At 62.3% G+C, this 14092-nt stretch carries 12 protein-coding genes; 8 read left to right on the top strand and 4 right to left on the bottom strand.

Features of this window, described 5'->3' with window-relative positions; all coding sequences use genetic code 11:
- The first annotated feature begins 10 nt into the window (after positions 1-10).
- From glxR to HMPREF3138_RS18275, 3 genes are all read left to right on the top strand, one after another.
- Positions 11-892: a 2-hydroxy-3-oxopropionate reductase gene (glxR, locus tag HMPREF3138_RS18285; RefSeq protein ID WP_038875058.1), complete on the top strand. Its 882-nt coding sequence runs from the start codon at positions 11-13 to the stop codon at positions 890-892.
- A gap of 254 nt (positions 893-1146) precedes the next feature.
- Positions 1147-2400, top strand: coding sequence for an MFS transporter (locus HMPREF3138_RS18280; RefSeq protein ID WP_223294870.1), 1254 nt, complete (start codon positions 1147-1149; stop codon positions 2398-2400).
- A 128-nt stretch (positions 2401-2528) separates the two neighbouring features.
- Complete coding sequence (locus tag HMPREF3138_RS18275; RefSeq protein WP_049194196.1) at positions 2529-3671, top strand: glycerate kinase; 1143 nt, start codon at positions 2529-2531, stop codon at positions 3669-3671.
- Positions 3672-3728: 57 nt separating this feature from the next.
- On the opposite strand, the gene allE is transcribed toward HMPREF3138_RS18275, so the two are convergent.
- The 4 genes from allE to allD form a co-directional block, all read right to left on the bottom strand.
- Positions 3729-4514: a (S)-ureidoglycine aminohydrolase gene (gene allE / locus HMPREF3138_RS18270; protein ID WP_070559215.1), complete on the bottom strand. Its 786-nt coding sequence runs from the start codon at positions 4512-4514 to the stop codon at positions 3729-3731.
- A 57-nt stretch (positions 4515-4571) separates the two neighbouring features.
- Positions 4572-5831 carry an MFS transporter gene (locus tag HMPREF3138_RS18265; protein ID WP_038875066.1) on the bottom strand — a complete coding sequence of 420 codons (1260 nt, stop codon included), beginning with the start codon at positions 5829-5831 and terminating at the stop codon, positions 4572-4574.
- On the bottom strand, positions 5828-7075 hold the full coding sequence (gene allC / locus HMPREF3138_RS18260) for an allantoate deiminase (RefSeq protein WP_038875068.1): 1248 nt from the start codon (positions 7073-7075) through the stop codon (positions 5828-5830). The genes HMPREF3138_RS18265 and allC overlap by 4 nt, the downstream gene beginning before the upstream one ends.
- 172 nt (positions 7076-7247) lie before the next feature.
- Positions 7248-8297 (bottom strand): ureidoglycolate dehydrogenase, encoded by a 1050-nt coding sequence (gene allD / locus HMPREF3138_RS18255; RefSeq protein ID WP_015376901.1) that lies wholly within the window; start codon positions 8295-8297, stop codon positions 7248-7250.
- A 357-nt stretch (positions 8298-8654) separates the two neighbouring features.
- Between allD and HMPREF3138_RS18250 the strand changes: the two genes are divergently transcribed.
- The 5 genes from HMPREF3138_RS18250 to HMPREF3138_RS27230 form a co-directional block, all read left to right on the top strand.
- On the top strand, positions 8655-10322 hold the full coding sequence (locus HMPREF3138_RS18250; protein WP_070559213.1) for an acyl-CoA synthetase FdrA: 1668 nt from the start codon (positions 8655-8657) through the stop codon (positions 10320-10322).
- A 9-nt stretch (positions 10323-10331) separates the two neighbouring features.
- Positions 10332-11597 (top strand): YlbE family protein, encoded by a 1266-nt coding sequence (locus tag HMPREF3138_RS18245; RefSeq protein ID WP_038875074.1) that lies wholly within the window; start codon positions 10332-10334, stop codon positions 11595-11597.
- Between the two features lie 16 nt (positions 11598-11613).
- Complete coding sequence (locus tag HMPREF3138_RS18240; protein WP_038875077.1) at positions 11614-12483, top strand: oxamate carbamoyltransferase subunit AllH family protein; 870 nt, start codon at positions 11614-11616, stop codon at positions 12481-12483.
- A gap of 21 nt (positions 12484-12504) precedes the next feature.
- A complete protein-coding gene (locus tag HMPREF3138_RS18235; RefSeq protein ID WP_038875130.1) occupies positions 12505-13407 on the top strand; it encodes a carbamate kinase in 903 nt (300 codons plus the stop codon).
- Positions 13408-13601: 194 nt separating this feature from the next.
- The coding region (locus HMPREF3138_RS27230; protein WP_246828739.1) for a class I SAM-dependent methyltransferase at positions 13602-14092 on the top strand (491 nt) is incomplete at its 3' end.

The raw sequence follows: 14092 nt of genomic DNA, 5'->3' as shown, positions 1-14092 counted from the left end.
GGAGATGAAAATGAAAGTGGGATTTATCGGTCTGGGCATCATGGGCGCGCCGATGGCGGAAAAGCTGCTGGCGGGTGGGCACACGCTTTACGCCCACACCCGGCATGAGGTGCCGGCGGCGCTGTTACAGCAAGGGGCCATCGCCTGCCGCGATCCGCAGCAGGTGGCGGATGAGGCGGAGGTGATCTTTATCATGGTGCCGGATACGCCGCAGGTGGAGGAGGTGCTGTTCGGTGAACGCGGCTGCGCCGCCGGCAAGCTGAACGGCAAAGTGGTGGTGGACATGAGCTCCATTTCACCGCTGGAGACCAAGCGGTTCGCGCAGCGCATCAACCAGCTGGGCGCCCAGTACCTGGACGCGCCGGTTTCCGGCGGCGAAGTGGGCGCCAAACAGGGCACGCTGACCATCATGGTGGGCGGTGAGGAAGCGACCTTCGAACGGGTGCAGCCGCTGCTGGCGCTGATGGGCAAGAACATCACGCTGATCGGCGGCAACGGCGACGGGCAAACCTGCAAGGTCGCCAACCAGATCATCGTGGCGTTGACCATCGAAGCGGTCTCCGAGGCGCTGGTCTTCGCCTCGCGCGCCGGCGCCGATCCGGCCCGGGTGCGCGAAGCCCTGATGGGCGGTTTCGCCTCGTCGCGCATTCTGGAGGTGCACGGTGAGCGGATGATCAAGCGGGCGTTCGCGCCGGGATTCCGTATCTCGCTGCACCAGAAGGATCTCAACCTGGCGCTGCAGGGCGCGAAGGCGCTGGCGCTCAGCCTGCCGAATACCGCCACCTGCCAGGAGCTGTTCAACGTCTGCGCCGCCAATGGCGACGGCGAGCTGGATCACTCCGCGCTGGTGCGGGCGCTGGAAATCATGGGCAACCACCGGGTGGCCGGCTAAGAGCACCCCCGGCATTTGATTTGCCGGCTTATCGTTAGAATCAGAGATGTTCGACATTAATAACGCCCTCTTTATGATAAATAAAGAGGGTCCCCGCCAATCCAATAAAAAATGATTCAGCACAATAAAAAGTAAAAAGCAGGATGCCAACCGAGGAGACACTGAATATGGCAACCGATAATGCTGTTATTGATAAAGATATTCTTACCGCCCCTGACAAAAACCGTTTATATCGAAAAATCGCCTGGCGCATTATGCCCATTTTATTAGTGAGCTATATCGTCGGTTATCTCGATCGGGTTGGGATCTCATTTTCGAAATTTCAAATGATGCCCGATATTCTGAACGGCAATGTCTCGATGGCCGAAGCCGTTTACGGGCTGGGCGCCGGGGTGTTTTTCATCGGCTATATCATCGCCGGGGTACCCAGTAACATTCTGCTGAGCCGCTACGGCGCCAGAAAGATCATCGCGCTGCTGATGGTGGTGTGGGGGGCGATTTCGATGCTGAGCATCTTTATCACCAATCCCTGGCAATTCTACCTGGCGCGTTTCCTGCTGGGGCTGGCGGAGGCCGGCTTCTACCCCGGTGTGATCCTCTATCTGACGCTGTGGTTTCCGTCCAGCCAGCGCGCCAAGATGACCGCGCTGTTCGTGTGCGGCATCCCGGTCAGCAACATCATCGGCGGCCCGCTGTGCGGCTGGATCATCGAGCACATGAACGGCCTGATGAACCTCTCCGGCTGGCAGTGGCTGTTCTTTATCAGCGGCCCGCGCGCGCTGCTGATCGCCGTTGTCATCTTCTGTTTCCTGGATAATACCTATCAGAGCGCCAAGTGGCTCAGCCCGCAGGAGAAGGCGCTGATCAAAGAGGATATGGCGCAGAGCGCGCCGCGCCAGGGCGCCGCCGGCGGGCAGGAATGGACGATGAAAAGCATGCTGAGATCGTCCGCGTTCACCAAAATGTGGCTGATTTGCTTCTGCACCGTGATGGGCCAGGGCGGGCTGGCGTTTTGGGTTCCGACCATCATTCGCGACACCGGCGTGACCTCGGTGATGGATATCGGGTTGCTGACCATGCTGCCGTACATGCTGGCGGTGGTGGCGATGCTGGTGGCCGCGCGCAGTTCGGACAAGCATCGCGAGCGGCGCTGGCACATCATCGTGCCGTTCTGCATCGCCGCGGTGTCGCTGATCTTTATCGGCCTGTTCCCGGACAACAAGCACGTGGTGATGGCGGCGCTGTGCGTGGCGGTGGCGTCGAGCCTGGTGCCGTCGCCGCTGTTCTGGAGCCTGCCGAACGCCATCTTTACCGGCACCTGCGCCGCGGCGGGCATTGCGCTCATCAATTCCATTGCCAATATCGGCGGTTTTATTTCGCCTTATATCATCGGCTATTTCAAACAGCTGACCCACAGCAATTTGGCGGCGATGTGCGTCTTGTCGACAATGATGATACTGGGGGCGATATTAACCTACAGCGTGCCGGCGAAATGGGTCAATAAATAACAGCTTCCTTCATCTTCATTAAATAGTCGGCAACAGTTTTATTTTATTTCGCCATGCATTTCTCATCTGATTATTTCAGCGGGGGAAGGCATGGCCATTTTTATTTCGTCTCGAATAAAGGAGGCAGCATGAAAATTGTTATTGCACCGGATTCATTTAAAGAAAGCGTCAGCGCGGAGCGGGCGGCGCGGGCGATCGCGCGCGGCTTTCACGAGGTTTATCCCGATGCCGAGTGCGTCTGCCTGCCGATAGCCGACGGCGGCGAAGGCACGGTGGACGCGCTGGTGGCTGCCACCGGCGGGCGCAAGGTGAGCGTGACCGCCACGGGGCCGCTGGGGGAACGGGTGGCGGCGTTTTACGGCGTCAGCGGCGACGGCAAGACGGCGGTGATCGAAATGGCGGCGGCCAGCGGGTTGATGCTGACGCCGGCGGAGCGCCGTAACCCGCTGCTGGCGACCAGCTACGGCACCGGCGAACTGATCCTGCATGCGCTGGATCAGGGCATTCGCCACCTGATCCTCGGCATCGGCGGCAGCGCCACGGTGGATGGCGGCGTCGGCATGGTGCAGGCGCTGGGCGGGCGCTTCTACCGCCCGGACGGCAAGGCGCTGCCGTGGGGCGGCGGCGAGCTGGCGACGCTGAGCGGAATCGATCTCAGTACGCTGGATGCGCGCCTGCGGCAGTGCCGGATTGAGGTCGCCTGCGACGTAGACAATCCGCTGGTGGGGCCGCGCGGCGCGGCGGCGGTGTTCGGGCCGCAGAAGGGCGCGACGGCAGCGATGGTGGCGCAGTTGGAGCAGGGCCTGACGCAGTATGCCGAGGTGATCCGCCAGAGTACCGGCCGCGACGTGCGACAGGTCGCCGGCGGCGGAGCGGCGGGCGGCATGGGGATCGCCTGCCAGGTGTTTCTCGGTGCAACGCTGAAGCCGGGCATCGAGATCGTGATGGCGGCGCTGGGCCTGGAGCAGGCGCTGGCGGAGGCCGATCTGCTGATCACCGGCGAAGGGCGCATCGACAGCCAAACGCTGGGCGGCAAGGCGCTGTCCGGCGTCGCTCGTCTGGCGCGGGCGCGCGGCCTGCCGGTCATCGCGCTGGCCGGCGTGGTGGAGGACGGCGCGGAAGCGCTGCACGCGCAGGGGATCGACGCGATGTTCAGCATTCTGCCGCGCCTGAGCACGCTGGCGGTCGCGCTGTCGCAAGGGGAACTCAACCTGCAGCGCAGCGCCGCCAACGTCGCCCGCGCGATGCGTATCGGTAGGCGATTGGGATAAATAAAAAAGAAGGCCACGCTGCGCGAGCAGGTGGCCTTGGTTTTGGCGGCGAAGCGCTTAAGGCTCGACGTCGCGGTTGCAGTCCTTGGAGTAGATGTAGCTGAAGGTTTCCTGGCCCACCGCATAGCCCGCCTGTTGCACATAGGCGCCCATGAAGATGTAGTCGCCTTGTTTCACCGGCATCCATTCATTGTCCAGGTTGTACACGCCGGCACCGCTGAGAATGTAGGCGCCATGCTCCTGCACGTGAGTCTCGATGTAGCCGTGGCTGGCGCCGGGGGCGAAGGAGAGGATGTGCATATTCATGTCGAAGCCCAGATCTTTCGGCAGCAGATCCTGCAGGATCACCTCGCTCATGCCCTCGTAGTGGATCTTCTCCAGGTTGGCGACGTTGTTGCTGACCACGTGCGCCTCGTAACCCTTGATGCGCTGATAGCGGCGCTTGTAGAGGAACAGGCGGCTGGATTGGCCGCAGTTGGCGTTTTCCAGCCGCAGGGTGACGCCCGCCGGGCAGTAAAGGTAGCCGCCGGCGGTCACCGGGTAGTCGGTGGCGTCGGCGGAGGCGGTGATGGCGCCGTCGATGACGTACACGAAGGTTTCTAGCTCTTCGCCGCCAAAGCCTTTGGTGTTGCGGCCGCAGTCGTGCAGCGTCACCAGATAATCGACGAAGGTGGCACCCAGTTTCGGCGTCGACAAGATGGTGACGTCGCAGTTTTCAAAACCGGGAATGACGTTGCGCACCAGGCCGTTCGGCGGGATCAGCGCATAGTTGCCGCGTTTGATGATGGCGCGCGTTGACAGAATGTCGGTTGGATAACCGGTTTGATTGTTGAAGTAACCCACGTTGATTCTCCTGATCGTTGAAAGGGCGCCGCAGCGGCGCCCGGTAAAAAAGCGCCGTCAGGCCTCGGTGGCCGTTCGGGCTGCCGTAGTGCGTTTCATCAAGACGTTGACGGTGAAGAAAATGGCGGTGCCCACCAGCAGGATGGCGGCGGAGATGTAAAAGCCCATCACCTTGGAGCCGGTGCTGTCGGAGATCACGCCGGTGAGGAAGGGGGCGATCACCGACGAGGACATACCGAAGAAGTTGAACACGCCGAAGCTGGTGCCATAGCCTTTCTTCGGCGCGTTGTCGGCGACGAAGGAGATCATGATCGGATCGACCGCCAGCTTACCCAGCAACCCGTACAGGATCAGGCTGATCAGCAGCATGGTGGAGTCCGGCGAAATGACGGTGCAAACCAGCATCACCGCCGCGCACAGCTCGAGGAAAATGATCAGCTGCACCTTCTTGTTGCGGAAACGGTCGGACATGCGGCTGAATAACAGCGCGCCCGGCACTGAGGCGAACGCCACCAGGGCGGAGGAGAAGCCGATGGCCACCCCTTCAAAGCCGCGCTCTTGCTGCAGGAACGAGGGCAGCCAGGTGACTATCATGTAGTAGCCGTAGCAGGTGGCGAAGTACATCGCGTAGGCGGAGATCATGCGCAGGCTGAACAGGCCGCTGGCCTGGCCGTCCTCTTCGGGCTCGGCAGCCGTCGGCGCAACGGTCTGGCTGACGGCCGCCGGTGCTTGAGGCTGCGAGCCTTTGATGACCACGGCGAACACCAGCGTCATCACCACCAGCAGGCCGGTGATGATGAACAGCATGATCTGCCAGTTCATGTTGAAGCTTTTCACCAGCAGGCTGGAGGCGATCAGGCCGATGGCCATGCCGAGCGCCGAGCCGCTGTTGATCACCGCGGTCGCCAGGCCACGGCGTTCCAGCGGGATATTCTCCGACGACAGGGAGTAGGCCGAGCCGTAATAAGAGCCGCAGCCCATGCCCGCCAGCAGGCTGCCGGCATAGACCATGGTCAGGCTGGTGGCATTGCCGATCAGCAGCGTGGCGATGATGAACAGGCAGAAGCCCGGGATCAGCACCACCTTCTTGCCGAATTTGTCCACCAGGATGCCCGCCGGGATCTGCATCCCGGTGTAGGCGAAGAAGTAGAAGCTGGCGATCAGCCCCATTTCCGCATTGGAGTGCGCGCCGATGGTTTGTTGGATCTCGGGGAAGATCGGCGTCAGGACGGTGCGATAGATCCAGATCACCGCCCAGCCCAGACAGAGCACGACGACGATCTTTTTCCAGTAGCGCGGGTCGATGTCGTTGCTCATGCCTCGGCCCCCTGTTCGGTGTAGGCCAGCTGATACAGCGTCTGCGCCAGGATTTTCACCCCTTCGTTCAGATCGGCGACGGCGGTTTTTTCCGCCGGGTTATGGCTGATGCCGGCGATGCTCGGCACGAACATCATCACCGTCGGCACGCGCGGGGCGAAGATTTGTGAGTCGTGTCCGGCGCCGCTGTGCATCATGCGGTAATTTAGCCGCTGCGTTTCGCACAGGCGGCTGACGCAGGCCACCAGCTGTTCGTTCATCGGGATCGGCGCTTCGTCCATCCACAGATCGATCTCGGCCTCGATGCCCATCTCGGCGCAGATGCGCTGGATATCCTGCTCGATCTCCTGCGTAAAGCGCAGCAGCGCGGCCTGATCGGTGTGGCGGCAGTCGAGGGTGAAGTGGGTGAAGCCCGGCACCACGTTGACGGTGTTCGGCTTCGGCTCCACCTTGCCGAAGGTCAGCACCAGCGGATCGCCCTCGGCGCGCGCCTTGACGATCGATTCGCAGCAGATGCGGCTGAAGGCGTGCACGGTATCCCGGCGATAGCTCATCGGGGTGGTGCCGGCGTGGTTGGCTTCCCCCTGCAGCCGCACGTCATAACGCCGTTGGCCGACGATGCTGGTCACCACGCCGATGGTTTTGCCTTCGGTTTCCAGCACCTTGCCCTGTTCGATATGGATCTCGACGAAGGCCGCGATGTCGCTGCGCAGCGGCTGATGCGGCGGGGGGAAATCGAAACCGGCGTCGCGCATGGCGTTGACGAAGCCGACGCCCTTGGCGTCCGTAATGTGCTGCACGTCTTCCCGCCGGGCCAGGCCGACGATGTTCTTGCTGCCCCAGAACACATAAGGGAAGCGGCTGCCTTCTTCTTCCGCCAGCGCGATGACTTCCAGGCTGCGCAGCGGCGGGCCGTAGGTGTCTTTGAGGTGTTTGATCGCCATGAAGGCGGCTTCGATACCGAACTGGCCGTCGAGGTTGCCGCCGTTGACCACCGTGTCGATGTGCGAACCGGAGAGAATCACCTGGTCGGGGTATTTGCTGCCCTCCAGTCGGCCGAACAGGTTGCCGACCGCATCAAAATGGGTGTTCAGCCCGGCGGCCTCGAAGGCGTTTTTCAACGCGTGCTGCGCTTCGATCCATTCCGGGGTATAAAGCAGACGCGTCATGCCGCCGCTGGGATCGGCGCCGATTTTCGATAACCAGCCGGAAATATCACGGATTTCTTGTTGGAAGTCTTTCATGTTTACCTGCCCGCATGTTGTGTCTCAGCGGCGATGCGGCCAGGGCTGATGCTATTCGCCGCCGGCCGACCTATTGCGCTGAGCGCGCTGATGAAGGTTTTCTTTTTTCTCCCCGGCTCTGACATATCAACCGCGAGCCGCGGCGTAAAAAGCCCACGATAATAAGAGTGTGTTAACTGGCGAAGGGATCTTTATGGTCGTAAGAACGCTGGTAAATAGCATTTGAAATTAAGTATTGATAAATATCGTCGACGATTTCGATGCCGTTTTTCTCGCTTTCCATTTCACGCGCATGGCTATTCTGCCCCGGGTAAAGCACTTTGCTGACGCCCGGCGCCGGCTTAACGGCATTCAATTCTTTCATGACCTGGCTGATATTTTTACGGAATGCGGATTCGTTGGTGAAATAACCCGGGTTCAGAACGATATGCAATTGGCCCAATTCCCGGCCGGCGCTGAGATCGTGATACATCGAGCTGACGTGTTTGCCGAACGGCAGGCCGAGCAAAATGCCCGACAGCACGTCGACCATCATCATCAGGCCGTAGCCTTTCGGCCCGGCGATCGGCAGCAGCCCGCTGACGGCGAACGGATCGGTGGTGTGCTTGCCCTCGGCGTCCACCGCCCAGGTATCGGGGATGGCGGCGTTGCGCGAGCGGGCGTCCAGCACTTTGCCCCAGGCCTGTACGGTGGTGGCCATATCGAAGGTGATCAGCTCATCGCCTTCGCCCGGTGCGGAGAAGGCGATGGGGTTGGTGCCGTAGTAGACCTCGGCGCCGCCGTACGGCACCACCATTGGATCGGACTGGCACAGCGAAATGCCGACCATGCCGGCGCGCGCCGCCTGCTGCACGAAGTACGACAGCGCCCCGCTGTGGCCGATGCGGCGCACGCCCACCACCGCCACGCCGTTCTCTTTCGCCATCTCGATGGCGCGATCCATGCTCAGCTTGGCCGCCACGTGTCCGGCACCATTGTCGCCGTCGAAAATGGCGCTGCAGGGGCCGGTTTTTTCAAAGGTGAAATGCGGGTGATTGTTGGTGCCGCCTTTGCTGATGCGTTCGGAATAGTATTCGACCCTGACCGCGCCGTGAGAATGAATGCCGCGCGCATCGGCATGAACCAGCACGTCGGCGACGATGCCGGCGTGTTCCTGGCTCAGGCCGGCGGCGTGAATTTTTTGCTGGATAAGCTGATGTAATTGTTGTTTAGAGACCTTCATATACAGTCCTTTTATCACTACGGTTTATTTAATTCGCCTCTGCGTTGTAATGTATAAATACCGGGGGGGAATAATGTGATCCAGATGCGTTTTATCCGATTGGATTAAAAATTCGTTGAATTAAATCGCCATTGTTAGAAGTTTTTTACAAATGCTTTTTTTCGTCTGGATTAACTAATATTCAGGCGATTAAGTTATTTTTTTTAACAATAGATAAAGTGTGACCGTACTCACCTCTGGGCGTGGTTTTAATTTGTAGCTTGATCATTAACCTTTTCGCTGGATTCAATGCATCGCCGCGCCGCCGGTGCGGGAAATATTGCCGATATTATTAAATGCTGTCTTAAGGATATCACCATGATCCATGCTTTTATTAAAAAGGGGAGCTTTCAGGATTCCGTCAGCCTGATGTTGATCTCCCGCAAACTCAGTGAATCTCCCAAGGTCGAGGAAATATCCGTCATGATGGGGACACCGGCCAATAAATCCTTATTGGAGGTGACCGGTTTCTGGCACCCGCAGTTTAGCGAAGCGACGCCGAACGATATTTGCGTGGCGATCAAAGCGGAGTCCGCCGACGAGACGATCGCCGAGGAGATCGGCGCGGCGCTGGAGGCGGCGCTCAAGGCGATTGCGCAGGGGAGCCAGGGCGGTAAAAAACTGCTGCGGGCGCGCAGCTGGAGCACCGCCAGGCAGAAGCTGCCCGCCGCCAATCTGGCGCTGATCTCGATCGCCGGCGAATACGCGGCGGAGCTGGCGGATAGCGCGCTGGAAGACGGCTGCAACGTGATGATGTTCTCCGACAACGTCAGCGTGGCGCAAGAAGTGGCACTGAAAACCAAGGCGCGCGAGCGCGGGCTGATCGTGATGGGGCCGGACTGCGGCACCGCCTGCATCGCCGGCGCGCCGCTGGCGTTCGCCAACGTGGCGCCCGCTGGCTCTATCGGCGTAGTGGGCGCCTCCGGCACCGGCATTCAGGAGCTTATTTCGCAAATTACCCTGGCAGGCCAGGGCATCTCGCACGCCATTGGCCTCGGCGGACGGGATTTGACGGCGGAGATCGGCGGCATCAGCGCCATCAGCGCGCTGCGCATGCTGGCGGCGGATCCGCAGAGTCTTGTGCTGGCGTTCGTGTCCAAACCGCCGGCGCCCGAGGTGCGCCAACGGGTGATCAACGAGATGAAAGCGCTCGGCAAGCCGGTGGTGGCGCTGTTCCTCGGCGCGCAGTCCGCCGTGCGCCAGGAGGGCAACATCACGTTCGCCGCCACGCTGGATGAAGCGGCGCGGCTGGCGGCGATGCTGGGCTGCGTGCAGCAACAGGCGGCGCAGCAGCCTGCGGTGCCCGGCGGCAAAATCGCCGGGCTGTACGCCGGCGGCACGCTGGCGGCCGAATGCGCGATGCTGCTGGCGGAAAAACTGTCCCTGCCGGTGGATAGCGAACACCCGCGCGGCGCCATGCTGGTGGCCGACGGCCATCGCATCATCGACATGGGCGATGACTTTTATACCCAGGGGCGCCCGCACCCGATGATTGACCCGACCGCCCGCAATCAAGAAATCGCCCGCCTGGCGCAGCAGCCGCAGACCGGCGTGTTGCTGCTGGACGTGGTGATCGGCTTCGGCGCTCAGGACGATCCGGCGGCGTCGCTGGCGGCCGAGGTGGTCAACGTGCGCGCGGCGCGCGGCGCGGCCCACCCGCTGGCGGCGATCGCCACCGTCACCGGCACCGAACAGGATCCGCAGCAGCGCTCGCGGCAAATCGCCACCCTGCAGGAAGCCGGCATTGCGGTGATGCCGTCGCTGCCGGCAGCGGTCGCGCTGGCGCATCAGCTGATTACCCCCATCTTACCCGCACCTGAACGCGAACGGCCGGTCTTGCTGGACGGCGTCGCGGTGATCAACGCCGGGCTGCGCAGCTTCGCCGATGACCTGCAAACCAGCGACATTCCGGTGGTGCATTACCAGTGGGCGCCGGTGGCCGGTGGCGATCAACGATTAGCCAACATCTTGAAAAAATTAAAGTAAGGAACCGCTATGTACGCAACGATTGAGCAAGCAAACGCCGCCGTTATCGCCCGTATCCGCGAGGCGCGCCCGCACTGGCAGGATGTGGATCTGGCGCACCGCTTGATCCCGCAGCTGGCCGAAGGGCGCAAGCTGCTGCACGCCGGCCCGCCGGTCACCTGGCAAGAGATGAGCGGCCCGGTGCGCGGCGCCTGCATCGGTGCCTGCCTGTTCGAAGGCTGGGCGCAGGATGAGCAGCAGGCGCTGGCGCTGCTGGCGCAGGGGGAGATCGAGTTCATCCCGTGCCACAGCGTGAGCGCGGTGGGGCCGATGGGCGGCATCACCTCGGCCCACATGCCGATGGTGGTGGTCAGGAACACCGTTCACGGCAATTACGCCTACTGCAACATGAACGAAGGCATCGGCAAAGTGATGCGCTTCGGCGCCTACGGCGAGGACGTGCAGCTGCGCCTGCGCTGGATGCGCGACTCGCTGGCCCCGGTGCTGAAAGCGGCGCTGGCGACGCTGGAGGAGGGGATCGATCTGACCGCGCTGATGGCGCAGGCGATCAGCATGGGGGACGAATTCCACCAGCGCAATATCGCGGCCTCGGCGCTGCTGATGCGCAGGTTGGCGCCGGAGATCAGCCTGTTGCCGCGCGATAAAGCGGAGCTGGCGCAGGTGATGCAGTTCCTCAGCATCACCGATCAGTTCTTCCTCAATCTGGCGATGGCCTACTGCAAGGCGGCGATGGACGCCGGGGCGGAGATTGAGCAGGGCACCATCGTCACGGTAATGACCCGCAACGGCAAGAATTTCGGCATCAAGATCAGCGGGATGGGCGATCGTTGGTTCACCGCGCCGGTGAACACGCCGGAAGGGCTGTTCTTCTCCGGCTTCAGCCAGGCGGACGCCAACCCGGACATCGGCGACAGCGCGATCACCGAAACCTTCGGCATTGGCGGCGCGGCGATGGTGGCGGCACCGGGCGTGACGCGCTTCGTCGGGGCTTCCGGCGGCATGAGCGCCGCCACCGACATCTCCGAGGAAATGGCGGAAATCTACCTCGAGCGCAACATGATGCTGCAGATCCCGACCTGGGACTTCCAGGGCGCCTGCCTGGGGCTGGATGCCCGGCGGGTGGTGGAAACCGGCATCACGCCGCTGATCAACACCGGCATCGCCCACCGCGAAGCCGGGGTCGGGCAAATTGGCGCCGGCACGGTGCGCGCGCCGCTCGGCTGCTTCGAGAAAGCGATTGAAGCGCTGGCCGATAAGCTCGGCATCACGGCGTAAGCGAACGGAGGCGCATATGGACATTATCGCGTTGGCCGGCAGCCGCCATGCGACGCAGGATTACGGCGCGCTGCGCTGCGTCGGCAGCTTCAACAACGCGATCAATTTCCTGACGGAAAGCGCACGGCTGCTGACGCTGCACCGCGCCGGCAGCGGCCTGAGCCCGATGGGGTGGCAGCTCGGCGCGCGGGATTTCGATCGCGTGCGGCGTGCGGTGCCGTCCGTACGACGCTGCGCTTTCTCCGCCGCAGGCATCACGTTGGATGCGCTCCTGGTGCGGCCCGCCGCCGCGGCGCGGGATCTGGCGCTGGCGCCGCGTGCGGCCATTGCCGATCGGCCGCTGACGGCGGTATTGCAGCGCTGCACGGCGCAGTGCGGGTTGCACGGCGAGCTGGGCCGATTGGTGAGGCAGCCGTTAACGCCGGAGCCGGCCGCGCTGGTGCGGGATTTTTCCCGTTGGCTGCGGGGCGACACGGTCGACTGGCACCAGGCGCTGGGCAAGGGGCCGGGGCTGACGCCGAGCAACGACGACACCTTGCTCGGCCTGCTGCTGAGCGCCCACCTCGACAGCCGCATCCCGGTTACCGGGCTGGCGCCGTTTTTCGCCCAGACGCCACCGCTGGACGCGCTGACCACGCTGGTGAGCGCGCACTACCTGCGTTACGCCGAGCAGGGCGTGTTCGCCACGCCGCTGCATGCGTTGGCGCAGGGGCTGCGGGCGCCTGAAGAGGTATCGGCGGCGGTGGCGGCGGTGCTGAGCCTGGGGCACTTCTCGGGAGCGGACACGCTGCTGGGCGTGTGGCTGGGGGTGATGACGATTAACGCACTGTGCGGCGCACGGTGTGAACACGAGGGCCGGATCGCGGATCCGGTCGGGACGGTATGATTTCAACTACGGGTGCAAACCATGAAAACCTTGGTCATTGCGTTGGGCGGCAACGCCCTGTTGCAGCGCGGAGCCGTGCTCTCTGCGGAAAATCAGTATAAGAGCATCGCCCTTATCGCCGACGCCATCGGCAAGCTGGCGCAGAAATACCGCATTGCCATCGTACACGGCAACGGGCCGCAGGTGGGACTGCTGGCGTTGCAGAACCTGGCGTACCGCGATGTGCCGCCCTATCCGCTGGATATTCTGGTGGCCGAAAGCCAGGGTATGATCGGCTATATGCTGGCGCAGCAGCTGAGCGCCAGCCATCCGCAGCAGCCGGTGTCCACGCTGCTGACGCGGGTGCTGGTGGATGCGCAGGATGCGGATTATCAGGCGCCGAGCAAGTTTATCGGGCCGGTGTATGCGCCGGAACAGCGGCAGGCGCTGGAGGCCAAATACGGCTGGACGCTGAAGGCGGACGGCAACTACATCCGCCGGGTGGTGCCTTCGCCGGCACCGCAAAAGATCCTCGACATCGAGGCGATCACGCTGCTGCTGTCGCAGCGGCACATCGTGATCTGCAACGGCGGCGGCGGTATCCCGATGATCACCGGCGAGCATGGGCTGACGGGCAGCGAAGCGGTGATCGACAAAGATCTGGCGGCGGCGCTGTTGGCGGAGCAGGTGGGGGCCGATCATCTGGTGATCCTCACCGATGCCGACGCGGTTTACCAGGAGTGGGGCACGCCGCGCCAGCGCGCCATTCGGCGCGCCACCACGCAGGAACTGGCGCCGATGGCGGTGGCGGACGGCGCCATGGGGCCGAAGATCATGGCGGTCAGCCGCTTCGTCGACCGCACCGGGCGGACGGCCCATATCGGTGGCCTGCAGGATATCGACGCGGTGCTGGCGGGCCAGGCCGGCACCTCTATTTTGCCTTAGCCGCCGTCGGTTTATCCGCGCCCGCGCCGGCGCGGATAAGTATGCCTAAATGGCATGATTTCAATAATTTTTATTCATTTCATGATGTTGCTCGCCTTGGCTAGAGTAAAAACACCCCGGTATTTACCGTCAAAAATTTGTCATTTTTATTTGCGACTATGCTTTTTGAAATGACATTTCGGCCAAGGATTGTTATGGATTCGCTCAGTGTTGATGAACTCGCCCAGAAGAAGGATCGCTGGTATCGCATTGTGGAGGAGATGTTGGCGGAAGCCGGCGTCGCCATCAACGGCCCGCGCGCCTGGGATATCCGGGTGCACAACCCGGCGCTGTTCAAACGCATTTTGCAGGAAGGCTCGCTCGGTTTCGGCGAAAGCTATATGGACGGCTGGTGGGAGTGCGAACGGCTGGACATGCTGTTCACCCGCATTCTGCAGGCCGGCGTCGATGAGCGGCTGCCGAAAAGCCTGAGCGACATCGCGCGCGTTGCCTATGCCCGGCTGTTCAACCGCCAATCGCGCAAGCGCGCCTGGCAGGTGGGCAAAGAGCACTACGACATCGGCAACGACCTGTTCCGGGCGATGCTCGATCCTTACATGCAATACTCCTGCGGCTACTGGAAAGAGGCGCAGACGCTCGAGCAAGCGCAGCAGGCCAAGCTGCGGATGATCTGCGAAAAACTGCA

Origin of the sequence: Serratia sp. HMSC15F11, from assembly GCF_001808215.1 — a bacterium.
GTDB lineage: Bacteria > Pseudomonadota > Gammaproteobacteria > Enterobacterales > Enterobacteriaceae > Serratia > Serratia nevei.
The sequence above is the reverse complement of the archived record's forward strand: the minus strand, read 5'-3'. Positions and strand labels throughout refer to the sequence as shown.